This window comes from Streptomyces sp. NPDC002104 (assembly GCF_053593795.1).
Genome location: NZ_JBSFDF010000021.1, coordinates 1 through 21,743 on the forward strand (window position 1 = coordinate 1; position 21,743 = coordinate 21,743).

19 protein-coding genes and 1 pseudogene are annotated in these 21,743 nt (G+C 72.6%); 6 read left to right on the forward strand and 14 right to left on the reverse strand.

From position 1 onward, the window contains the following. Nucleotides 1–103 (forward strand): annotated as a pseudogene (locus ACWCP2_RS19170) (GntR family transcriptional regulator); the annotation flags it as partial. On the opposite strand, the gene ACWCP2_RS19175 reads toward ACWCP2_RS19170, so the two are convergent. Beyond that, the gene (locus ACWCP2_RS19175) at nt 70–777 is read right to left on the reverse strand and encodes a hypothetical protein (RefSeq protein WP_450909761.1); all 708 of its coding nucleotides are present in this window, start codon (nt 775–777) and stop codon (nt 70–72) included. The pseudogene ACWCP2_RS19170 and the gene ACWCP2_RS19175 sit on opposite strands and share 34 nt — an antisense overlap. Before the next feature lie 82 nt (nt 778–859). Between ACWCP2_RS19175 and ACWCP2_RS19180 the strand changes: the two genes are divergently transcribed. Beyond that, on the forward strand, nt 860–2,896 hold the full coding sequence (locus ACWCP2_RS19180; protein WP_450909762.1) for an O-antigen ligase family protein: 2,037 nt from the start codon (nt 860–862) through the stop codon (nt 2,894–2,896). Continuing rightward, nucleotides 2,830–3,819, forward strand: a complete 990-nt coding sequence (locus ACWCP2_RS19185; protein WP_450909763.1) for a glycosyltransferase — start codon at nt 2,830–2,832, stop codon at nt 3,817–3,819. The genes ACWCP2_RS19180 and ACWCP2_RS19185 overlap by 67 nt, the downstream gene beginning before the upstream one ends. 28 nt (nt 3,820–3,847) lie before the next feature. On the opposite strand, the gene ACWCP2_RS19190 is transcribed toward ACWCP2_RS19185, so the two are convergent. From ACWCP2_RS19190 to ACWCP2_RS19230, 9 genes are all read right to left on the reverse strand, one after another. Continuing rightward, complete coding sequence (locus ACWCP2_RS19190) at nt 3,848–4,669, reverse strand: glycosyltransferase family 2 protein (RefSeq protein WP_450909764.1); 822 nt, start codon at nt 4,667–4,669, stop codon at nt 3,848–3,850. An 18-nt stretch (nt 4,670–4,687) separates the two neighbouring features. Further along, nucleotides 4,688–5,821 (reverse strand): hypothetical protein, encoded by a 1,134-nt coding sequence (locus ACWCP2_RS19195; protein ID WP_450909765.1) that lies wholly within the window; start codon nt 5,819–5,821, stop codon nt 4,688–4,690. 6 nt (nt 5,822–5,827) lie between these two features. Next, a complete protein-coding gene (locus ACWCP2_RS19200; protein ID WP_450909766.1) occupies nt 5,828–7,393 on the reverse strand; it encodes an oligosaccharide flippase family protein in 1,566 nt (521 codons plus the stop codon). Then, nucleotides 7,390–8,142: a chain length determinant protein gene (locus tag ACWCP2_RS19205; protein WP_450909767.1), complete on the reverse strand. Its 753-nt coding sequence runs from the start codon at nt 8,140–8,142 to the stop codon at nt 7,390–7,392. The genes ACWCP2_RS19200 and ACWCP2_RS19205 overlap by 4 nt, the downstream gene beginning before the upstream one ends. Before the next feature lie 126 nt (nt 8,143–8,268). Next, nucleotides 8,269–9,396 carry a non-hydrolyzing UDP-N-acetylglucosamine 2-epimerase gene (gene wecB, locus ACWCP2_RS19210; RefSeq protein ID WP_450909768.1) on the reverse strand — a complete coding sequence of 376 codons (1,128 nt, stop codon included), beginning with the start codon at nt 9,394–9,396 and terminating at the stop codon, nt 8,269–8,271. A gap of 4 nt (nt 9,397–9,400) precedes the next feature. Then, a complete protein-coding gene (locus ACWCP2_RS19215; protein WP_450909769.1) occupies nt 9,401–10,657 on the reverse strand; it encodes a nucleotide sugar dehydrogenase in 1,257 nt (418 codons plus the stop codon). After that, nucleotides 10,657–11,448 (reverse strand): WecB/TagA/CpsF family glycosyltransferase, encoded by a 792-nt coding sequence (locus tag ACWCP2_RS19220; protein WP_450909770.1) that lies wholly within the window; start codon nt 11,446–11,448, stop codon nt 10,657–10,659. Before ACWCP2_RS19220 ends, ACWCP2_RS19215 begins: the two co-directional genes overlap by 1 nt. Further along, the gene (locus tag ACWCP2_RS19225; protein ID WP_450909771.1) at nt 11,445–12,614 is read right to left on the reverse strand and encodes a hypothetical protein; all 1,170 of its coding nucleotides are present in this window, start codon (nt 12,612–12,614) and stop codon (nt 11,445–11,447) included. Before ACWCP2_RS19225 ends, ACWCP2_RS19220 begins: the two co-directional genes overlap by 4 nt. 436 nt (nt 12,615–13,050) lie before the next feature. Beyond that, a complete protein-coding gene (locus ACWCP2_RS19230) occupies nt 13,051–13,650 on the reverse strand; it encodes an acyltransferase (RefSeq protein WP_450909772.1) in 600 nt (199 codons plus the stop codon). A gap of 369 nt (nt 13,651–14,019) precedes the next feature. On the opposite strand from ACWCP2_RS19230, the gene ACWCP2_RS19235 reads away from it, so the two are divergent. Beyond that, nucleotides 14,020–15,555 (forward strand): cellulose binding domain-containing protein, encoded by a 1,536-nt coding sequence (locus ACWCP2_RS19235; RefSeq protein ID WP_450909773.1) that lies wholly within the window; start codon nt 14,020–14,022, stop codon nt 15,553–15,555. 109 nt (nt 15,556–15,664) lie between these two features. Here ACWCP2_RS19235 and helR read toward each other — a convergent pair whose 3' ends face one another. Then, nucleotides 15,665–17,842, reverse strand: a complete 2,178-nt coding sequence (gene helR, locus ACWCP2_RS19240; RefSeq protein WP_450909774.1) for an RNA polymerase recycling motor ATPase HelR — start codon at nt 17,840–17,842, stop codon at nt 15,665–15,667. 232 nt (nt 17,843–18,074) lie between these two features. Here helR and ACWCP2_RS19245 point away from each other — a divergent pair, with 232 nt between their 5' ends. Both ACWCP2_RS19245 and ACWCP2_RS19250 read left to right on the forward strand, forming a co-directional pair. Beyond that, nucleotides 18,075–19,106 (forward strand): helix-turn-helix domain-containing protein, encoded by a 1,032-nt coding sequence (locus ACWCP2_RS19245; RefSeq protein WP_450909775.1) that lies wholly within the window; start codon nt 18,075–18,077, stop codon nt 19,104–19,106. A gap of 121 nt (nt 19,107–19,227) precedes the next feature. Beyond that, nucleotides 19,228–19,776 (forward strand): rhodanese-like domain-containing protein, encoded by a 549-nt coding sequence (locus tag ACWCP2_RS19250; RefSeq protein ID WP_450909776.1) that lies wholly within the window; start codon nt 19,228–19,230, stop codon nt 19,774–19,776. A gap of 25 nt (nt 19,777–19,801) precedes the next feature. Here ACWCP2_RS19250 and ACWCP2_RS19255 read toward each other — a convergent pair whose 3' ends face one another. Genes ACWCP2_RS19255 through ACWCP2_RS19265 form a run of 3 tightly spaced genes read right to left on the reverse strand, consistent with a single transcriptional unit; the run spans nt 19,802 to nt 21,467 of the window. Then, nucleotides 19,802–20,644: a class I SAM-dependent methyltransferase gene (locus tag ACWCP2_RS19255; RefSeq protein WP_450909777.1), complete on the reverse strand. Its 843-nt coding sequence runs from the start codon at nt 20,642–20,644 to the stop codon at nt 19,802–19,804. 8 nt (nt 20,645–20,652) lie between these two features. Continuing rightward, nucleotides 20,653–21,024: an ArsR/SmtB family transcription factor gene (locus ACWCP2_RS19260; RefSeq protein WP_450909778.1), complete on the reverse strand. Its 372-nt coding sequence runs from the start codon at nt 21,022–21,024 to the stop codon at nt 20,653–20,655. Continuing rightward, complete coding sequence (locus tag ACWCP2_RS19265; protein WP_450909779.1) at nt 21,021–21,467, reverse strand: SRPBCC domain-containing protein; 447 nt, start codon at nt 21,465–21,467, stop codon at nt 21,021–21,023. Before ACWCP2_RS19265 ends, ACWCP2_RS19260 begins: the two co-directional genes overlap by 4 nt. Nucleotides 21,468–21,743: the final 276 nt, after the last annotated feature.

Below are 21,743 nucleotides of genomic sequence, written 5' to 3' on the forward strand. Positions count from 1 at the left end.
GGCCACCCCGGAGCAGTGCGCCGAGCTCACCGAGGCGGCCCTGGGCATGGTCCGCACCTCACGCGGCCATCAGCTCGAGGGGTACCTCCACCACGCGGCCGCCGGGACGGAGCTCGCGTCCCGCTCCCGCCCACCGCTCCCGGCGCCGGCGCGCTCGCGCCGGCGCCGGGAGCGGCCCGCCAGGAACCGGTCGGTCCACACGGCGCAGGCCACCCCGGCGACCAGGGCCAGCAAGGCCGTCCCGGCCAGTCCGCGGCTCTTGGTCCCGAGCTGCGCCACCGCCGACGGCTCGACGAGCAGCGTGACGCTCATCCGGCCCGCCGCCGGGATCTTCTGCTCGGCCTGCATGTCCGAGAGGTGCTTCCCGTAGACCTCGACGACCCTGCGCACCGAGCGGTCGGCCGTGGCCGGGTCCGTGTGCTCCGCCTGGATCTGCAGGGAGGGGATCAGATAGCGCGGGGTGACGCTCGTGCCGCTGTTGCGCGGGATCAGCCGGTAGGTGCCCACCACCCCGGCGGCGCGCAGCTCGGCCTCCCCGTCCGGGGAGTCCAACTGCTCCACCGCGGCCAGGGAGACGGCTGCCAGCGGCGGCTGCAGATTGGCGAGCTGGTTCGGCTGGTTGCCGGTCACCGGCGGTTTGAGGACGACGATCGCGGTGCTCACGTACGTCGTGGTGGGCCGGAGCACCTGGAGCGCCCCGACGGCCGCGACCACGGCCGCCAGGACCAGCACGTACCAGCGGCGGCGCAGCGTGCGGAACAGCTCACCAGGCGACACAGGATTCCTTCCGTCGTGTTCGATCTTCCCAGGACGCCGGGCAACACGCCAACGGTTCCCGGGCAGTTGCGAAGGAGCGTTCGTGAACATCGGTGAGATAGCAGCGGTACTGCGGCGCCGCTGGTACGTCATGGCGCCCCTGACGCTGTGCGGGGTCCTCGCGGGAGCGCAGCTCTACCAGTCGGTCCCGGTCTCCTACCAGTCCCAGAGCTCGGTGGCCCTGCTCGACTCCACGGCCGTGGCCAAACTGGCCCCCACCTTCGGCAACCCCATCGCGAACGCGGGCGGTTCGCTCGTGGTCACCGCCGACGTCCTCATCAGGACCCTGTCGGGCGCCGACGCGGCCCGGAACCTTCAAGGACTCGGGGTGACCGACCCCTACACGGTCGGGTTCGCCGCGAACGCCTCGGGCCCGATGCTCACGCTGACCGTCACGGGCACCAACCGGGCGAAGGTGCTCAAGGAGACCACCACGCTCACCGCCTTCGCCGGGGAGCAGCTCGACGCGCTCCAGGCGGCGGCCAAGGTGAAACGCCAGTACTACGTGCAGGCCGCCCCCGTGGTGCTGCCGCAGACCCCGAAACCGCAGCTCAAGACCCGCTACCAGCAGGTCCTCGCCGTGCTCATCGCCGGCCTGGTCGCCGGCTTCACCGCCTCCTTCGTCCTGGAGAGCCTGCTGGCGGCCCGCCGGCGACGGCGCGAGGCGGCCGCGGCCGCCGCCGGTACGGCCACGACGCGCGAGCGCCGGCGGACCCGCCACCGCGAGCTGGACGCCACCGCGCTGCTCACCGGCTATCTGGGGCTGGCCTTCTTCATCCCCTCGAACCTGACCCTGCCGGGCCTCGGCGGAGTCGGCACCCCGGCCAACGTCTTCGCGCTCCTGGCCCTGTTCTGGTACCTGGCGACCTGGCTGACCGGCCGCATCAGACCCGCCCCCGGCACCCGGCTGCCCCGGGTCGTGATGTGGCTGCTGGCCGTCTCGGTCCTGGCCTCGTACTTGTCGAACGCCTCCCGGGGCAGCTCGCACAAGGAGGTGCTGGGCGCCGACCGCGGGCTGATCGGACTGCTGGTCTGGGTGTCGCTGGTGGTGCTGATCTCCGCCGGGATCCAGGACCGGGCCCGGCTGGACGTGCTGCTGCGGCGGACCGTCGTGATGGGGGCCGTGGTCGCCGCCATCGGCTACTACGACTTCTTCACCGCGACGAACATCGCCGAGAAGATCAGCATCCCGGGGCTCCAGTCGAGCGTCGCGCAGATCACCACCCTGGACCGCGGGGCCTTCACCAGGCCGCGCTCGACCACCGCGCAGCCACTGGAGTTCGGCGGGATGCTCGCCCTGCTGCTGCCCTTCGCGATCCAGCAGGCCTTCGACCCGGTCCGGGCGCACCTGAAGCGCTGGCGCCGGTGGGCTCCGGTGGCCCTGATGGGCGGCGCCCTGCCGCTGACGGTGTCGCGGACCTCCATCATCGGCGCCCTCATCGTGGTCCTGGTGATGGTGCCGCGGTGGAAGCCGCAGCGCCGCTGGACCACCTTCGGCCTGCTGCTCGGCTCCGTGGCCGTGTTCAAGGTCATGGTCCCCGGACTGATCGGCACGATCACCACGCTGTTCGCTTCCTTCGTGTCGAACTCCGACAGCAGCACCCAGGCCCGCACCGTCAAGTACAGCGCGATCGTGCCGTACTTGGAGGAGCACCCGCTGTTCGGCCGGGGGCTGGGCACCTTCACCCCCGACCTCTACTTCTTCACCGACAACCAGTACATGCTGACCCTGGCGGAGATGGGCCTGCTGGGTCTGTTCGCGCTGCTGGCGCTGTTCCTCGCCGGCATCCACCAGGGCGGCGCGATCCGCCGCCTCGCAGCCGACGAGTCCGACCGGGAACTCGGCCAGGCCTTCTTCGCCTCGGCCCTCGTCGCCCTGGTCAGCGCGGCCACCTTCGACGCCCTCAGCTTCCCGATGTTCGCCGGGATGTTCTTCCTGACGATCGCCGCCGGCGGCAGCTACCTCGGCTTCCTGCGGCGCGCCGTGCCCGAGCCCCGAACCCTGGAGATTCCGTGCCCTCCGACAGCACAGCGTCCAGCCCCGCAGCCGACCGCGGCCCGGATGCAGCCGGCCCCGTAGCCGTCCTCGTCGTCACCTGGAACAGCGCCAAGGTGATACCCGGTTTCCTCGCCTCCCTGCCGCAGGGCATGGCCGGAGTCGACTGGCGGCTGGTCGTCGCCGACAACGACTCCGCCGACGACACCGTCGAGCTGATCCGGTCGCTGGCCCCCGAGGCCACGATCGTCCAGACCGGCCGCAACGCCGGCTACGCCGCCGGGGTGAACGCCGCCCTTGAGGCCGCCGCCGGATGGGACGGCGGCTACAGCGTCGGCCTGGTCTGCAACCCGGACCTGCGGATGCGGGAGGGCTGCGCGCGGCACCTCGTCGGCGCCCTCGGCGACCCCGTCGAGGGCCGGGCCGGCGGGGGCCGGGTGGGGATCAGCGTCCCCCTGCTGTACGAGGAGGACGGGACGCTCCACTACTCGCTGCGCCGGGAGTCGCGGGTGACCCGCGCCCTCGGCGAGGCCGTGATCGGCAACCGCCGCGCGGGACGCTTCCCTCGGTGGAGCGAACTGGTCACCGATCCGGCCGCGTACGGGACCCGTACGGTCGCCGACTGGGCGTCCGGCGCCATGATGGCGCTCTCCCGGGAGTGCCTGGACGCCTGCGGCCCCTGGGACGAATCCTTCTTCCTGTACTCGGAGGAGACCGAGTACTGCCTGCGGGCCGGGGACCACGGCTTCGTCACCCGGCTCGAACCGGCGGCCTCGGCCGTCCACCTGGGCGGGGAGTCGCAGGTCTCCCCGCGGCTGTGGACCCTGCTGACCCTCAACCGGGTACGCCTCTTCGGCCGGCGGAACTCCGCGGCGGCCACCGCGGCCTTCCGCGCGGCCGTGCTGCTACGGGAGACCTCCCGGGCGGCGCTCGGCCGCCCGGCCAACCGGGCGGCGGCCCTGGCCCTGGCCAGGCCCTCGGCGCTGCGCGCCACCCCGGGGCCCTGAGCGGGCGGCCCAGGGCGGCCCCGGACGGCTAGGAGGCGTGGGACGGGCCGGTGGGCGCCGGCCCGTCCCACGCGGTCCAGAAGCTCTCCGGGTTGACCAGATAGCGCACGGTCGGGCGGGGCAGGTGGCGGACCTCGTGGCGCCGGCTGTAGCGGCGTACGAGCTCCCAGTCCTCCCGGGGCAGCACCTCGGGGGTCCGCCGCAGACGGCTGAAGTGCAGGGCCGGGGTGCGGCGCGCCACGAACGCGTTGGTGTCCAGGAAGGCCTCGTGCGCGGAGCGGCGGCGGTCGAAGGGCACCGACAGCACGTCCCGCTGCGTTCCGTCGGGGAGCACCCGGCGCAGCGCCGTGTACACGGCGTCCGGGCCGCCCGGCGACTCCAGGACCGTCAGGGCCTGCTCCAGATGGTCCGGCTCCCACAGGTTGTCGTCGTCCAGGAAGGCCACGAACCGCGAGCGGCTCAGCCGTATCCCCACGTTGCGCACCACTCCGGCGGTGGCCGTGTTGCGGGCCAGCGAGACCGCGAAGAGCCGCGGGTCGGAGGGGAGTTCGGGCAGTCCGGCGCCGTCGTCGACGACGAGGACGACCTGGTCGCGGACGGTCTGCGCCAGGGCCGAGCGCACGGCCTCGCGCAGGGCCTCGGGACGCCGGTGCGTGGCGATCACGGTGGCCACCAGGGCGGAGGGCGGCCGCCCCAGGAGCGCGCCGAGCCGGCTGGTCTCGGCGTTCTCGAAACGCCGCAGCCGCAGGGCCGAAGGGGCCAGCAGGAGCTTGTTCCTCGCCTCGAAGAGCACCAGCCAGCCGAAGGCCCGCTTGAGCAGCTCCCAGGGGACCCGGGCGATGCGGCGCATGTCATGTCCTCTCGGTGGTCAGGGGGAGGGTTCGGGTACGACGGGGCGCCCGTCCGACATGCGGTTGCCGCGCCACACGTTCCCCGCGCCGCCCGCGTTCCACGCGGCGACCGCACCGTAGAGCCCGCTCTTGGGGTGGTACTGGGTGGAGAACACGTTGTCCGTGACCTGGATGCCGGTGGCTCCCGGGCCGCCGCCGTAGAGCGCGTACGCGCCTCCGGCCAGCCAGTTGCCGTCGACGATCACGTTGGAGACCACGCCGGTGTCGGCGAAGAGCCCGAGCGCCGCGCTGGCGCCCTTGTCGACGGGTACGGAGTTCAGCAGGGTGTTGTGGCGGATCGTCAGCCGGCCCTTGTTGCCGCCGCCGCTGATCACGGCATCGGTGTGCTGCCACTCGCCGCCCAGGTTGCGGAAGGCCACGATGTCGTGCACGTAGTTGTCGTGCAGCTCGCCCTGGCCCATGGACAGGGCGTTGCCGAAGACCGAGACGTCGCACCAGCCGACCTCGACGGAGCTCACGCCCATGTTGGACACCGCGTAGTTGACGCCTCCGTTGTCGGGGCCCTTGCCCGGTACGGCGGTGATCGTGGTGTGCAGGACCCGCAGGCCCTTGTAGCCCGGACGCAGGTTGACGCCCCACCAGTTGGTGGAGGTGATCCGGCTGTCGATGATCGTGACGTCGTCGGCGTACACGTCCAGCGAACCGTAGATGTCCCAGCCCCTGATGACCATGCCGTTGGTCTTGACGGACATGTTCCCCGTGTCGTGCCGCTTCAGGGCGATCCGGGGGCCCGTGGAGCGGGCGTCGGGGAAGCCGCAGGCGCCGGGCGAGGTGGCGTTGCAGGCGGGGCCCGGCGCGGCGGAGGGCGGCGGGGCGCTGCTGTCCGGCGGAGCCGTGGGCGTCGGGGAGGCCGGGGCGGGGGAGGGGCTCGGGGAGGCGGAGGCGGAGGCGGAGGGCGAGGCGGAGGGCACGACGGGCGCGGGCAGGGGGAGGGGCTTCTCCTCGCCGGGGCATTCGAGGGCGGCCTCCGGGCAGGACCCGGCCGTCGGCTCGCTGCGGCCCGTCCGCTCGGCCTGGTAGAACGTCAGGGCGGCGACGATTAAGAAGCCGGCCAGCAGCCAGGCCCACAAGCGTTTGCGAAGGCGTGCCATGGGGTCTCAGTCCTTTGGTGTCGTGACCGGTGTGACCGGTGTGACCGGAGCGACCGGTGTGGCCGCGGCGGCCGGTGCGGTGCCGCGGAGGAAGCCGAGGCTCGGCAGGACGCACACGGCGTAGGCCAGTGTGGCAGCGGCCCCGGTCCCGAGGAGCGCGAGGACGCCGTCGCCGAGGAGCCGTTCCAGGCCGAGGACCACCCCCGTCATCACGGCCCCGGCCAGGAAGGGCCAGGCGCAGGCGCGCGCCACGGTGCCCAGCCGGACGCCGCCCCGGTGCAGGGCGAAGAGGAACACCGGCACCACGACGGCCCCGGCGACCAGGAGGTGCCCCTGGGCCACGCCCTCGATCCCGTTCGCGCCGGCGCCGGCCACCAGCACCGGGACCAGCACGGCGAGCCACAGCCCCTGGACCCCGATCAGGGAGCGGCGGTGGCCGATGGCCACCAGGCAGTCGTAGGCCAGTTCGCAGCCGATCCGGACCAGTCCGAGCCCCATCAGCCACGGCAGCGCGGCGGCGGCGGGCAGCCAGCGCTCCCCGTAGACCAGTTCGACGATCGGCCCCGCGAGGGCGGACAGCAGGACGCAGAGGGGGACCGTGCCCGTCATCACCACGCCGAGCGCGCGCCCGAAGCCTGCGTCCAGTGCTCCCGGGCCCCCTCCCGTCTCGCTGTCGGCCAGCCGGGAGAAGCCGGCGAAGGACACCCGGCGGGCCGCCTCCGAGATGATCCGTACGGGCCAGCCGGAGATGTTGAAGGCCAGTACGTAGAAGCCGAGGGCCAGCTGGTCGAGGGAGGAACCCACCACCATGGTGTCCACGTTGACGACGCCGAGCGCCAGCATGCTGGCCCCGGCGAGCGGAAGGCCGAAGCGGAGCAGGGCCCGGGCCTGCTCCCGGTCCCAGCCGAACCTCAGCGTGCCGGGGGCGGCCAGGCAGCAGCCGGCGAGGGCGGCCACGTTGCCCGCGACGGAGCCCCAGGCGAAGCTCATCGCCCCCCAGCCCTGGACGGCCAGCAGCAGGGTCACCCCGGTGCTGAGGACGAAGTTGACGGCGTCGATGGCCATCCGCCGGCCCTGCTGGAACTCCCGGGTCAGGAAGCCGGCGGGCACCTGCGAGAGCCCGTCGAGCACCACGCACACGCACATGACGCGCAGCACGCCGGAGGCCTCGGGGGAGCCGAGCACCCGGGCCACCAGGGGGGCCGCCGCGAAGAGGCCCGCGTACAGCAGCAGGCTGGAGGCGGCGCTCAGGGTGAGGACCGTCGGGGCGAAGCGGCGGGGGTCGCCCTCCCAGCGCACGATGGCCAGGGAGACCCCGAGCTCGTTCGCGGAGAGCAGGACCAGCAGGACCGTCTGGGCGATGCCGTAGACGCCCCAGGCCTCGGGGCCGAGGAAGAAGCGGGCCAGGATGATGCCGGTGACGAAGTTGCCCAGGCGCATCACCATGGTGTTGACCAGGCTCCAGCGGGCGGCGGAGCCCACCTTGCGCCCCAGCGAAGGCGCCTCGGGCCCGGCCTCCGGCGGGCCCCCGGACGGTTCCTGGGGGCCCGCGTCGGTGGTGGGCGCGCTCACTGGGGCGCCTTGGAGCGGAAGGCCGACGAGGGCAGGACCTTGAGCGCCATCGTCGCCGTCGGGTCGGGGGCGTCGCCGTGGTCCTCGGGACCGGGGTTCCGGGGCGGCCCCGGATCGTCCGCATCGGGCTTGCGCCGGCCGGGCCTGTCGGCCTTGCGGCGCCGGGCCTCGACGAAGAAGGTGGCCACCAGGCTGAGGACGAAGCCGAGCGCCGCCGCCATCACCAGGTACTGGAGCCGGGTCTTCGTCTGCGCCTCCGGCTGCTGCGGGGGCACGATCGTCACCATGCGGATCATCGCCTGGGGGGCCACCGACTGCTGGGCCTGGAACTCCTTGAGCCGCTTCTCCGCGTACGCGGTGAAGAGCTTGTCGGAGTTCAGGACCGCGGCCGGATCGGTGCCGGTGACGCTCAGCCACATGAAGGGGCCCTGGGCGTTGTCGGCGATCTTCGCCTCGTACACGCCGGTGAGTCCCTGGGCCTTGAGGTCGGCCTTGGAGTCGTCGGAGTTCAGGTTGCGGGCCAGTCCGTCGGCCATGCCGGTGAGCGAGGCTTGGGTGCTCAGGAAGGGGTTGCCGTCGAAGGCGACCGTGGCCTTCTCCGAGTTCAGGAGGCTCACCGTGCTCTGCGACCGGTACTCCACCGGGACCAGCAGGTACACGCCGGTGATGAGCGCGGCCGTGAGCAGCAGCCCGGGCAGCAGCACGTACCAGCGCCTGCGCATGACCCGCCAGATCTCCGCGAGGTCCATCAGCCTTCTTTCGATCCAGGTGGAACAGTCGAACAGGGGTGGAACGGGGGTGTGGAAACAGGGGTGGAAACGGTGCTGTGGCCGGAAGGGTCCGCCGGGATCCGGCGCACCCCCTCGGCCACAGCGTCAGACGACGGGCGCGGTGCCCGCCACGAGGTCGGTGGGCCGCGGCCGGGTCGCCGCGCTCCCGCCCTCCAGCAGGACCTGTGCGATGCGTTCGCTCGCGCGGCCGTCCCACAGCTCGGGGCAGCGGGGCGCGGGCGGATCGTCGAGCACCCGGTGCACCGTGGCCGTGATGCGGTCCGGGTCGGTGCCCGCCAGGACGTTGGTGCCCTGCTCGACGGTGATCGGGCGCTCGGTGTTCTCCCGGAGGGTCACACAGGGCACGCCGAGCGCGGTGGTCTCCTCCTGGATGCCGCCGGAGTCGGTCAGCACCACGCGGGCGGAGTCCTGCAGGGCGATGAAATCGAGGTATCCGGCGGCCGGCACCAGCCGGATGCCGCCGGGGACCCCGATCTCGGACAGCCGTTCGGCGGCCCGCGGGTGCACCGGCAGCAGCAGCGGGCAGCGGTCCGCGATCTCGCCCAGCGCCTTCAGCAGGCCGCGCAGGGCGTCCGGATCGTCGACGTTGGCCGGCCGGTGCAGGGTGACCAGTCCGTACCCGCCGCGGGTGAGCCCGTACCGGTCGAGGACGTCGGAGCGCCGGGCGCGGTCCAGGTTGGCGAGCAGGGTGTCGATCATGACGTTGCCGACGACGTGGATCTGGTCCTCCCGGTACCCCTCCGCGCGCAGGTTCGCGGCGGCGTCGGGGGAGGGGGCCAGCAGGTAGTCGCTGACCCGGTCGGTGGCGACCCGGTTGACCTCCTCGGGCATGCTCCAGTCCCGGCTGCGCAGACCGGCCTCCACGTGCGCCAGCAGCGGCCCGGCCTTCGCGGTGACCAGGGCGCAGGCCAGGGTGGAGTTGATGTCCCCGACGACCACGACCGCGTCCGGCACGAGCTCGTCGAGCAGCGGCTCGAAGGCCTCCATCACCCGGCCGGTCTGTACGGCGTGTGAGCCGGATCCGGCCCCCAGGTACCGGTCGGGGGAGCGGATGCCGAGGTCGCGGAAGAAGACGTCGTTCATGGACTCGTCGTAGTGCTGGCCGGTGTGGACGAGGACGACTTCCGCGCCGCGCGCCTCCAGGGCGTCCATCACCGGCTTGATCTTCATGTAGTTGGGCCGGGCCCCGGCCACGCAGATGATCCTGGTCATGGCGTCAGAGCACCTCCACCGTCGGTCCCGACAGCCGGTTGCGGCAGTCGAGGATCAGCGAGGCGTGCTCGGTGATCATCGGGTAGTCGAAGGAGTCGTGGTCCGTGAGCAGGACGACCACGTCGGCGGCGGCCAGCTCCTTGCGGGTCGGCTCCACCCGCGAGAGGCGGGCGTCGACCTTGATGCTCTCCACCACGTGGGGATCGGCCGCGCGCACCTTGGCGCCCATGTCCAGGAGCAGCTGGGAGACGCGTACGGCAGGCGATTCCCGGGCGTCGCCGGTGTTCTTCTTGTACGCCAGCCCGAGGAGCAGGATGCGGGAGCCGTTGACCGAGCGGCGCTTGGCGTTGAGCGCGTCCATGACGCGGCGCGCCACGTACTCGGGCATGTGGCTGTTGATGTCGTTGGCCAGCTCCACGAACCGGAAGTTCTGGCCGAGTTCGCGCTGCACCCGCCACGACAGGTACGAGGGGTCGATGGGCAGGCAGTGCCCGCCGACCCCGGGTCCGGGCGTGAACTTCATGAAGCCGAACGGCTTGCTGGAGGCGGCCTCGATGGTCTGCCACACGTCGATGTCCAGGTGCCGGGCGAACATCGCTATCTCGTTGACCAGGGCGATGTTCACGTGCCGGAAGGTGTTCTCCAGCAGCTTCGCCAGCTCGGCCTCCTTGGGGGAGCGCACCGGCACCGTGGTGTTGACGAGGCCCGCGTAGAAGCTCTCCACGGCCTTCAGCGAGAGGGCGTTGACCCCGGAGACCACCTTCGGCGTCTCCTGGAAGCCCCACACCTTGTTGCCGGGGTCGATGCGTTCCGGGCTGTAGCCGAGGTGGAAGTCCGCGCCGGCCGTGAGGCCCGAACCGTCCTCCAGGATCGGGCCGAACAGCTCCTCGGTGGTACCGGGGTAGGTGGTCGACTCCAGCACGACGGTCGCGCCCGGCCGCAGGAAGCGGGCCAGCGTGTGCGCGGATTCCTCGATGTAGCGCAGGTCGGGGGCACCGTCCTGCAGGGGGGTCGGCACCGTGACGACCGCGACGTCGAAGCCGCCGCAGTCCCGGGCCTGGTCACTGGCCTGGTACGTGCCCAGTTCCAGGGCCTTGGCCAGGCGCGCGGAGGACACGTCCTCCACGTACGACTCGCCGGCGGCGAGGCTCTTGACCCGCCGCGCGTCCACGTCGTACCCGACCACCTGGTGTCCGACCTCGGCGGCCCTGATGGCCAGCGGAAGGCCTACGTATCCCTGTCCCACGACGACGACGCGCATCAGTGACTCCTCTTCGCGGAACCGGAAGACGGTGTGGAAGGCAGTGCGGACGGTGTGCGGCGGATGAGTTCGCGGACCGTCATGAGGAGGAAGGCGGCATTGGTGGTGAGGTAGCGCTTGCCCAGACGGCGCGGCTCCTGAAGGGCCCGGTAGAACCATTCGAGCCCCATCCGCTGCCAGACCAGGGGGGCACGCTTGGTGATGCCGGCCAGGATGTCGAAGGAGCCGCCGACGCCGTGCACCACGTGGGAGCCGGTGCGCTTGCCGTAGCCGGCGGTGAAGATCTCCTTCTTGGGCGAGGTCATGCCGAGGAACAGCATGCGGGCCCCGCTCCCGGCCACCGCGTCGGCGATCTCGCCCTGTTCGGAGTCCTCGAAGTAGCCGTTGCGGCTGCCCGCCACGTCCAGTGAGGGGAACCGCTCGGCGATCCGGCCGAGCATGAGGTCCAGTACGTCCTGCCGTGCGCCGAGCAGGTAGACGGGGATCCCCGCGGTCTCCGCGGCGGCCAGCAGCCGCATGAACAGGTCGATTCCCGCGACCCGTTCGGGCAGCCGGACGCCCAGGACGCGGCCGGCCCAGACCACGGCCTGGCCGTCGGCCAGTACGAGGTCGCAGCCGGCGACCGCCGCGGCGAGGCGGGGGTCGCGGCGCATGTTGACCAGTTTGGCGGCGTTGACCATGCCGATCTCGATCTGTTCGCCGCGCGCGACGGCGTCGAGACAGCGCTGGACCGTCTCGTCCATGGTCAGAGGGTCGAGCGACACTCCGAAGAGGGACTGTCTGTGGTTCATCCGCCGAGCCCCCCGAGCCAGGCGTGGAGCAGCCAGCCGAACTCGTAGGGCCTGCACTCGCGGTCCACCGCCAGGGGGCGGAAGATCCGGTCGAGCGGGGCCAGCCGGGCGCGCGGGGCGACCCGGGTGGTGAGTCCACGGGCGGCGCGCACGGCCTTCGCGGGATCACCGCGGTAGACCTTGCGCCAGGTGACCCCGAAATCCTCGCGGATCATGGACTCGCGCGGGGTGCCGTCGGGCCCGCCGATCTCGGGCACCTCCGTCATCCAGCGCAGACCCCGGCGGATCTCGGCGCCGAAGTCGGTGCCGCCCGCTTCGGCCAGGTCGAAGAGGGCCGTCGGGGCCATGGCGTGCTGGTGCACGCTGTAGACGGGGTAGCCCTCCACCACGCCGCCGGTGCGGGCGTCGTAGTGCCACCACCACTGTCCGCCGTCCCCCTGGAGGGCGCAGATCCGGGCGGCGCAGGCGTCGGCCGCCGCGAGGGCCTGCGGGTCCGGGGCACTGGCGTGCAGCCGGGCCAGGGCCTGCAACGGATAGGTCTGGTCGGCGAAGCAGGCGACGTGGGAGCGGTACCCGGGCACCAGCCCGGGCCCGGTGGCGTGCGGAAACAGCGGGCCGTCCCCGACCCGGGCCGCCAGCAGGCGGTCACGGGCGGCGGTCAGCCGGTACTCGACGTCCACCGCGGCGCGGGCCGCGGTGAGGGCGGACAGCACCCAGGCGGCCTCCACCGTGTACTGCGGACGCCCGGGGACGTCCAGTTCGGCCACCCTCGCCACGGCGTCCGCGAGCTTGGGGTGGCCGGTCTCGGCCGCGGCCCAGGCGATGAGCGCGGCGTCACCGAGGTTCGTCACCGCGGGCAGTCGCTCCACCAGGAGCGCCGTGAACTCCGCGGCGCTGCGGCCGCCGAAGAGGGCGCGCTGCCGTTCCTCGGGGAGGAACCGTGCGCCCAGCGCGGTGATGGCCGCGTACCGGGTGCTGGTGCCGCGCCGCTCCACGCGCCTCGCGCCCTCGGGAGAGACGGTCCCCACCCGGGTGAAGACGAAGGTCTCCGCGCCCGGCAGGTACATCTCGGGCAGCCCCGCCTCGGCCAGGGCGAGCAGCCGCTCGGCGAGGGCGTGCAGTGACGGGTCCTCGTGGGCCAGTGCTGCTAATCGTCGGGCGCTCACCGGGTCCCCACCTCGGTTCCGCGCATGTCCTGCCGGCCCTGTATGTCCGAGCTGTAGACGTACTGCTCCAACACACCTACCCCCTCTGAAAATCGTTCCTAGGACAGACCCGGCGGTCTTCGTCCAGCGGAGGGGACTGCGCATGACGTCGCGCGTGCCCACGGTGGTGATTCCCCCGATGGCACGAGCGGTCCGGGCCCGCTGGATCCCCCTCCAGCGAACCGGATCCGGGCGCGCGCGGACGGCGGCGGCGGGCGGGCGCAAGATCCTGCGCCGGCCGTCACCTCGTCAGCGGTTGCCCTCGTCGTGTACAACCCCCCACTGAACACAGCCTGTTGCCTGCTCAGATCCCGTGTACAGGGACAAGGTATGCCCAAGGATGTTCATTGATTGTGGTTTTGAGGAAATGCCATTGACCCAAATTGCCGACGTTGCGTCAGGTGCGCTCGGCCAGCGTTCCGTCGGTCTCTTCGTGCAGGGCGCCGGTGCTCGGGCACTCCCAGACGCCCGGCTCGCCGGCGCGTTCCACGAGCCGGACCCCGGCCCTGCCCACCCAGCCGATGCGCCGGGCCGGCACCCCGGCCACGAGTGCGAAGTCCGCTACGTCCCGGGATACGACGGCGCCGGCCGCGACCAGCGCCCACCGCCCGATCCGGACCCCCGCCACGCACACCGAACGGGCCCCCAGGGAGGCCCCCTCGGCCACGACGACCCCGGCCGCCTCCCAGTCGCCGCCGCGCTTCTGCCGGCCGTCGGGGTCGACGGCCCGCGGGTAGAAGTCGTTGGTGAGCACCGCGGCCGGGCCGATGAACACCCCGTCGCCGAGGACGGCGGGCTCGTACACCAGTGCGTAGTTCTGGAGTTTGACGTTGTCCCCGATCCGTACGCCGGGGCCGACGTACGCCCCGCGTCCCACGATGCAGTCGCGGCCGAGCGTGGCGTCCTCCCGCACCTGCGCCAGATCCCAGATCGTGGTCCCCTCTCCGAGCTCGGCCGTCTCGTCGACCTGGGAGGAGGGTTGAATTCGGACACTCACGGGGCGGTCCCCTTACGGCTCGCGAGGGCGTGTGGATGTACGGCGGATGGAGGTATGTCGCATTGAGGTACGTCGCATTGAGGTACGGAGGGAGCATATGCGGCATCGGCCGCGCGCGCCCCGAAGATCAACCGACTGTTCACGGAGTGGACTTGGCGCCGCCTCGGTCGGAGCGGCGCCCGCTGTCCTCCGGAGCGGCGCCCGCTGCCCTCCGGGGTGCTGCCCGCTCTCTTAAGGTCGCCCGATCGCTTCCTTAAGTGGAACCTAAGGTTCGCCGTCACCACCCCGAATCGATCAAATGTCCGTTTCTGGACGGCTAGCGTGCTGCCGCACCCCCGAACTCCCCAGTAACGCAGAGGCAGGCACGCCATGGGCAGCACCACCGGTCACCGGCGCAGGACCAGCAAGAAGGCGAAGGCCGCCGGCGGGACGGCGGTGGCCGCGCTGATCGCGGCCGCCGCCTTCGCCTTCACGGGAACGGCCCAGGCCTCCTCGGTCGGCGCGGTGTACACGAAGTCCAGTTCCTGGATCGGCGGTTACACCGGCACCTACGTGATCACCAACAACAAGAGCCGGGCGCAAACCGGTTGGACCCTGGAGTTCGACCTGCCCGCGGGCACGGCGATCGACTCCCTGTGGAACGCCTCCCACACCGTCAGCGGCCGCCACGTCACCGTGAAACCGGCGGCGTGGAACAGGGAACTGGCCGCGGGATCCTCCGTCACGATCGGCTTCGTCACCCGCGCGAGCGGCACCCCGGGCAACCCGACGGCCTGCCGGATCAACGGAGCCACGTGCTCGGCCGACCAGGCCCCGACACCCCCGCCGGGCGGCCGCCCCACCACCGCCCCCACCACTGCCCCCACCGCCGCGCCGACACCGGCGCCCACGGGCGGTACGGGCTCTCCCGCGAGCCCCACGGCCCCCGCGCCCTCCGGGCGGCCGACCACGCCCGCCCCGCCCACCGCGACGGCCACCGCCACGACCCCGCCCCCGACCGGGAACCCGGCCGGCGGCGCGCGCTTCGCGCCGTACGTGGACACCTCCCTGTACCCGGCCTACGACCTGGCCGACACGGCGGCCAGGACCGGCGTCAAGGAGTTCCACCTCGCCTTCATCACCTCCGGAGGCGGCTGCGCCCCGCTGTGGGGCGGGGTCACCGAGCTCGGACACGACAAGGTCGCCGCGCAGATCGGCGCCCTGCGGGCCAAGGGCGGCGACGTGCGCGTCTCCTTCGGCGGCGCCGCCGGGCACGAGCTGGCCCTGAACTGCGGCTCCGCACAGCAACTGGCGTCCGCGTACGGCAAGGTCGTCGACCAGTACCGGCTGACCAAGGTCGACTTCGACATCGAGGGCGCGGCCCTGCCCGACACCGCCGCCAACACCCGCCGCGCGCAGGCCATCGCGCTGCTCCAGAGCTCCCACCCGGGGCTCGACGTGGCCTTCACTCTGCCCGTGATGCCGGAGGGGCTCACCCAGCCCGGCGTGGCCCTGTTGGCGGACGCGAAGAAGGCCGGCGTACGGATCCACGGCGTCAACATCATGGCCATGGACTACGGCCCCGCCTACAGCGGCGACATGGGCGCGTACGCGATCCAGGCCGCCACCGCCACGCAGGCGCAGATCAAGGGCGTACTGGGCCTCTCCGACGCGGCGGCCTGGAAGGCCGTGGCCGTCACCCCGATGATCGGGGTCAACGACGTCACGAGCGAGATCTTCACCCTCGCCGACGCCGCCCAGCTCGTGGACTTCGCGCGCGAGAAGGGCATCGGCAGGCTCGCGATGTGGTCCGCGACCCGCGACAAGCAGTGCCCGGCCGGGGTCGTGAACTACGCGGACCCGACGTGCAGTTCGATCCTCCAGCAGCATCTGGCCTTCACCAAGGCCTTCGGCGCCCTCCGCTAGGAGGTGCGGACGGCCGGGCCGGGCGCGCTCAACCGGCGCGCCGGGCCGCGTCCATGCCCAGCAGGATCCCGCGGCGGTGATCGCCGCCCCGGTCGTGGACGGGACAAGGTCACCTCGCGCGATGCGGTGACCGCAGGATCACGAGGCGCTGGGTCGCCCGGGTCATCGCGACGTAGCGGTCGACGGCGCCTTCGACGCCCTCGCCGAAGGCGTCCGGGTCGATGAGGACGACCAGGTCGAACTCCAGCCCCTTCGACAGCTCCGGTGTCAGCACGCGGACCCGTGGCGTCGCCCGGAACGAGCTGTCGTCGACGCCGCCGGCGGCGATGACGCAGGCGACCCCGTCGGACTGGGCGCCGAGCCAGTCGTCCAGGACCGCGGACAGCTCCGCGATGCCGCCGTGCGTGACGGGGACGCCGCTGCTGCGGACGGAGGTGGGCACGTTCGCGTCGGGGAGCGCGGCGCGGATGGCGGGCTCGGCCTCGGCCATGACCTCCTCCGGGGTGCGGTAGTTGACGCTCAGCGAGGCCAGGGTGATCCGGTCGAGACCGGCCCGTTCGAGCCGCTCGCGCCAGGACTCGGTGAATCCGTGCCGGGCCTGCGCGCGGTCCCCGACGATCGTGAAGCTCCGTGACGGGCAGCGGGCCAGCAGCATCTGCCATTCCGCGTCGGTCAGTTCCTGTGCCTCGTCGACGACGATGTGGGCGAACGGCCCCGCGAGCAGGTCGGGTTCGGCGCCCGGCAGCGCGTCCCCGTCGATCAGGGCGTCCTGCAGATCCCGTCCCCGCAGCATCCCCACCGCGCTCTGGCTCTCGTCGATCTCGGTGTCCTGGAGCAGCCGGTCGATCACCTCGGACCTCCGCGCACGCTCGGCGGCCACCGCGGCCTCGTGCCGGCGCTTGCGTACGGAGGCCTCGGCGTCGCCGAGTCGCTGCCGGGCCGCGTCCAGGAGCGGCAGGTCCGAGACCGTCCAGGCCTGGGCGTCGGCGCGCTGCAGGAGGGAGACGTCGCCGGGCCCGAGCCACGGAGCGCACTTGCGCAGGTAGGCGGGCACCGACCAGAGGTCCCCGACGAGCTCGGCCGCGTCGAGCATCGGCCACGCACGGTTCAGGGTGCCGATCAGGTCCCGGTCCTGGAGCAGCGAACGGCGCAGCAGGTGCGGCGGGACGTCGCTGTCGTCCTGGTCCATCAGGATCGTGAGCAGCTCCTCCAGGATCTGGTCGCGGGCCTCGTTGTGCGGGGTGCCCGGTTCCACCGCCCCGAACGCGGCCGCCCAGTCGTCGGGGCCCAGCCAGAGGTCGGACCAGTGGCTGGAGACGGTGATCCCCTCGGTGGGGGGCTCCTCGTAGATGCGCACCGCCGCCTCGATCGCCCCGACCAGGCCGGCGGACGACTTGAGGAGGGCCGCGCGCGGGTCGGCCTCGACCGTCGCGGAGGCCCCCTCGGCGACGAGGTCGCGCAGGGTGCAGGTCTGGACGCCCTCCTCCCCGAGGCTGGGCAGCACGTCGGAGACGTAGGCCAGGTAGGGCCGGCTCGGGCCGACGAACAGCACGCCGCCGCGGCGGTGTCCGAGCCGGGGATCGGAGTAGAGCAGGTGGGCGGTGCGGTGCAGGGCGACGACGGTCTTGCCGGTACCCGGACCGCCGTCGACGACGAGGGCGCCCCGGGATCCGGCCCGGATGATGGCGTCCTGGTCGGTCTGGATGGTGGCGAGCACGTCGCGCATGCGGTCCGACCGGTTGCTGCCCAGACTGGCGATGAACGCGGACTGGTCGTCGAGCGCGGCGCGGCCCTCGAGCCCGTCCGCGCAGAACACCTCGTCCCAGTAGTCGCTGATCCGCCCGCGGGTCCAGCGGTACCTGCGGCGGCTCGCCAGCCCCATCGGGACGGCGTGCGTCGCCGCGAAGAAGGGCTCGGCGGCGGGTGAACGCCAGTCCAGCAGCAGCCGGTTGCCCGCGCTGTCGGTGAGACCCAGGCGCCCGATGTACACGGGCTCGGAGCCGTCGGCGGGGACGATGTGGCCCAGGCACAGGTCCAGTCCGAAGCGGCGCAGGGTGCGCAGCCGGCTGGTCAGGCGGTGGATCTCCGCATCGCGGTCCATGGCCTCCCGGCCGACGCCGCCGGGCGCCCTGCGGGTGGTCTCCAGCCGGTCGGACAGTTCGGCGATCGTCTGCTCCAGGCAGTGCGAGACGGCCGCGAAATGCCGTTCGTCGCCTCCGATGAGAGCGGGGTCGGCCTTGGGGGAGAGGTGGCCGGGAAGGTCGAACGCACGAATGGCGGTCTCCATCGCCTCGACGGAACCGTGTGAACCAAGAGCTGACATATCGGAACGCACTGAGTGAATCTCCAACTTTTCGGCAAGTTCTGGCCTGGATCCGCGATTTTGCCCCAGCGCGGGGGCCTTGCCGCAAGCCCCCCAGTGCGCTATATGTTGTACATGGCAAGGAGTGCGTACTCCTCCGCGCCTTGCTTCGGTCCCATGGCGAAGCCCCGCGAAGACGGCTGGCTACAGTACGGCCATGACGTCCGCGGCCCTCCCCCTTCACCTCGCGAAGCCCGCTCCGGCCCATGTGGTGGCCGTACTCGCCTTCGACGGCATGGCCCCCTTCGAACTGGGCGTGGTGGTCGAGGTGTTCGGCCTCGCGCGGCCCGAGCTGGGGGATCTGCCCTGGTACGAACTGCGGGTCTGTTCGGCGGAGCCGGGCCGGGACCTGCGCGCGGTCGGCGGGTTCACCCTCCGCGCCGAGCACGGGCTCGACGCCCTCGCCGCCGCCGACACCGTGATCGTCCCCGGAGTCTCCCCGGCGGGCGGTGCCATCGCGCCCGCCCTGGTCGACGCCCTGCTCACGGCCCATGCCCGGGGCGCGCGCCTGGTCTCCATCTGCTCGGGCGCCTTCGCGCTCGCCGCCACCGGGCTCCTCGACGGCCGCCGGGCCACCACCCACTGGCGCTACGCCCGCACCCTCGCCGAGCAGCATCCCGCGGTCGAGGTCGACGCGGACGTCCTCTACGTGGACAACGGCGACGTGCTGACCAGCGCGGGCAGCGCCGCCGGCATCGACCTCTGCCTCTACCTGGTCCGCGCCGACCACGGCGCCGCCGTCGCCAACACCGTGGCCCGCCGTTTCGTCGTACCGCCCCATCGCGAGGGCGGCCAGGCCCAGTTCATCGAGGCGGCGGTCGGGGAGGTCGGCCCCGGCGGCGCCGACGACGGGATCTCCCGGAGCATGGCCTGGGCCCTCCAGCGGCTGTACGGCCCGCTCTCCGTCCCGGCCCTGGCCCGCGCGGCGAACATGTCGGAGCGTTCCTTCCTCCGCCACTTCACCCGCCGCAACGGCGTGAGCCCGATCCGCTGGGTGGTCTCCCAGCGGATCTCGGCGAGCCTGCCGCTGCTGGAGTCGGGCGAGGGGACGGTGGACGAGGTGGCCGCGGCGGTCGGATTCGACTCCACCGCGACGTACCGCCACCACTTCACCCGGCAGATGCGGACGACGCCGACGGCCTACCGGAAGGCGTTCGTCAGGGTCGCCGCACCTGTGGCGGGATCTTGACGAGTGGAGGCGTTCACGCCACTCGTCGCGGGGATGGCGGGCGCAGAGGATGGAGTCATCGCCGCAGGGGAAACCGCCCGGCCGGCGAGCCCGCCCTTCGCCCCGTACGAGGAGTTCCCCGATGTCCGTGACCGTCCCGTCCGCCTTGACCGTCCCGTCCGCCGTGTCCGCCCTGCCCTCCGTGTCCGCCCTGTCCACCGGTACCGCGGTCACCAGCGCCGTCCTCTCCGTCCCGGCCGCCGCTCCGGGTGTCGCGGCCGCCCACTACGCGGCCCGGCTCGCCTTCGAGGCGGACGTCTCGGACGTACGGGCCGACCTGCTCTCCGGCGTCCCGGGTCTGGTGGTGGTCGACTCCCGCAGCGAGGCCGCCTGGGACCAGGGCCGCATCCCGGGGGCGCTGCACCTGCCGACGGCACGGATCGCGGAGCTGGCGCCCTCGCTGATCGACCCGGCGCTGACGGTGGTCACGTACTGCTGGGGCCCCGGCTGCAACGGCGCCACGCGGGCGGCGCTGGCCTTCGCGCGCCTGGGCTACCAGGTGAAGGAGATGCTCGGCGGATTCGAGTACTGGGTCCGCGAGGGCTTCGCCTTCGAGACCGCCGAGGGCACCGACCAGCGCGCGATCGACGATCTGACCGCCCCGCGCTCGGGCATCTCCTGCGCCTGCTGAGGGCCGCACGCCGCGCAGCGAGCCCTCAGACCGCCAGCGCCGTGGTGATCACCAGCGGGGGCGCCGCCCGCTCCGCCGCCCAGTCGCGGCCTGCGGCGAGGTCCGCGTCGACGAGGCCGGGGAGGCCGAGGGCCTCCTCCACCGTCGGGCGGTGCTGGACGGCGAGGGTGAACCCGGCCCGCTCCAGCAGGGCCGGGTAGAAGTCCACGGGCCAGGCGTGATTGGGCATCACCTGCCAGCTGCCGTCCGTACGCCGCAGCCGTACGGGCAGCTCGTCACCGGGGCCGTACGCGGCACCCGCCTCGCCGATGCGCAGCGAGGCGTACTCCGTCCCGCTGCACGCGGGATCGGTGGCCAGCAGCACGAACGGGCCGCCGGGCCGCAGGAGCCGGCGGATCTCCCGGAACACCGCGAGCACCGTCCCCTCGGTGGGCAGCGAGGCCAGGACGTGATTGCACATCACGGCGTCGGCACTGCCGTCCGCCAGGCAGGCCGTACGCCCGTCCGTGACCAGGTGGTACTCGGCGACCGCCGTCCCCGAGCCGCGGGCCAGCGCGAGCATCTCCGGGGAGGCGTCCACGCCCAGCACCTTCGCCCCGAGCAGCCGGGCCGCGTGGTCGGCGACCTTGCCGGGCCCGCATCCGTAGTCCACCAGGACGGATCCGCTGCCCACCCAGCGGGCCAGTGCCCGGAAGACGAACGGGTACCCGAGCAGCCAGTCCGTGGCCGCCTCCACGGAGGCGAAGGCCCGCGCGCCCTCCGGACCGGACCAGGCGACGGGCTCCCGCCCGTCGCCGTGGTCCGCGCCGCCCGTCCCGGCCGGCTCGGCCCGCCCGGCTCGTCCGGTCGCCTCTGGCCTGTCGCTCACACTTCCCACTATCGGGCCGTGTCCCCCTGGTGCGCATCCCGTTCCGCCGCCTCGGCGATCCGTTTGACGGCTGCCAGCCGCCGGTCCCAGTCGGCGGCGAGGGTGGCCATCCAGCGGGCCGTCGCGTCCAGGGCGGCGGGCCGCACGGTGTACCGGACCTCGCGGCCGACCCGGCTGCCGGAGACCAGCCCGGCCGCGTCCAGGACGGCGAGGTGCTTGACCACCGCCTGCCGGGAGACGGGCAGCCCCTCGGCGAGGGTGGTCGCGGTGACCTCGCCGTGGGAGGCGAGCAGACCGAGCAGCCTGCGGCGGGTCGGGTCGGCCAGTGCGACGAGGACCTGGTCCACCGCCTCGTCGGAGCCGGGGTGTTCCCCGCTCACGCGGCCGGTTGTTCGGCGCGCTTCTTGAAGGCGTCGAGCACCTGCGGCCAGCCGCCCGTGTTGTCCTTGAGGGCCTTGTCGCGCAGCTCCTCGGACCCGGCCAGGGCCGCGAACCCGCTCTCGACGACGCGCAGCCTGGTCTTGTCCCCCTCGCGGCTCAGCGTGAACTCCACCAGGGTGCTGTTGTCCGCGCGCAGCTCCTGTCCGGGGAAGGCGCTGGCCCACCGGTACGCCAGATAGGTCGGGGGGTCCACCTTCTCCACCCGTACCGGGAACTCGCCGTACTCGCTGTTCCTCGCCACGACCGACTCGCCCTCCCGGGCCACCGTGCCGGCCAGGCTGCCCTCGTCGGCCACCCAGAAGCCCGGCTCGGCCACCAGGGACCAGACCCGCTCCAGGGATGCCTCGATCAGGGTGTCGCGTTCGATCCGGTCCGTGTTCATCAGGGACTCCTTCGTCGCAGGCGTTGGAATGATTCGGTGCAACTCCAGGGTTGCACGTCACTCCGGTATCCCGCAACCGCGAGGTTGCACGAGGGCGGCGGGGGTAGGCGAGAAGATCGACTTCGTCCTCCTGGAGGACCCGCTGCGGGCCACGGCCGCCGCCCACGGGAAGTCCGGCTGACTGCGGCAGGCCCGGTCGCCCGGAACAACGGAACGGCGCTTCCGCGTACAACCCCTCATGGCCGTCAGGGGTCTTGTGTCCGAAACCTCGAAACC

Coding starts and splice junctions, on each gene's coding strand:
- ACWCP2_RS19235 (WP_450909773.1), top strand. CDS start 14,020: ATGGGCAGCACCACCGGTCACCGGCGCAGGACCAGCAAGAAGGCGAAG.
- ACWCP2_RS19215 (WP_450909769.1), bottom strand. CDS start 10,657: ATGCGCGTCGTCGTCGTGGGACAGGGATACGTAGGCCTTCCGCTGGCC.
- ACWCP2_RS19245 (WP_450909775.1), top strand. CDS start 18,075: ATGACGTCCGCGGCCCTCCCCCTTCACCTCGCGAAGCCCGCTCCGGCC.
- ACWCP2_RS19265 (WP_450909779.1), bottom strand. CDS start 21,467: ATGAACACGGACCGGATCGAACGCGACACCCTGATCGAGGCATCCCTG.
- ACWCP2_RS19205 (WP_450909767.1), bottom strand. CDS start 8,142: ATGGACCTCGCGGAGATCTGGCGGGTCATGCGCAGGCGCTGGTACGTG.
- ACWCP2_RS19220 (WP_450909770.1), bottom strand. CDS start 11,448: ATGAACCACAGACAGTCCCTCTTCGGAGTGTCGCTCGACCCTCTGACC.
- ACWCP2_RS19190 (WP_450909764.1), bottom strand. CDS start 4,669: ATGCGCCGCATCGCCCGGGTCCCCTGGGAGCTGCTCAAGCGGGCCTTC.
- ACWCP2_RS19250 (WP_450909776.1), top strand. CDS start 19,228: ATGTCCGTGACCGTCCCGTCCGCCTTGACCGTCCCGTCCGCCGTGTCC.
- wecB (WP_450909768.1), bottom strand. CDS start 9,396: ATGACCAGGATCATCTGCGTGGCCGGGGCCCGGCCCAACTACATGAAG.
- ACWCP2_RS19195 (WP_450909765.1), bottom strand. CDS start 5,821: ATGGCACGCCTTCGCAAACGCTTGTGGGCCTGGCTGCTGGCCGGCTTC.
- helR (WP_450909774.1), bottom strand. CDS start 17,842: ATGGAGACCGCCATTCGTGCGTTCGACCTTCCCGGCCACCTCTCCCCC.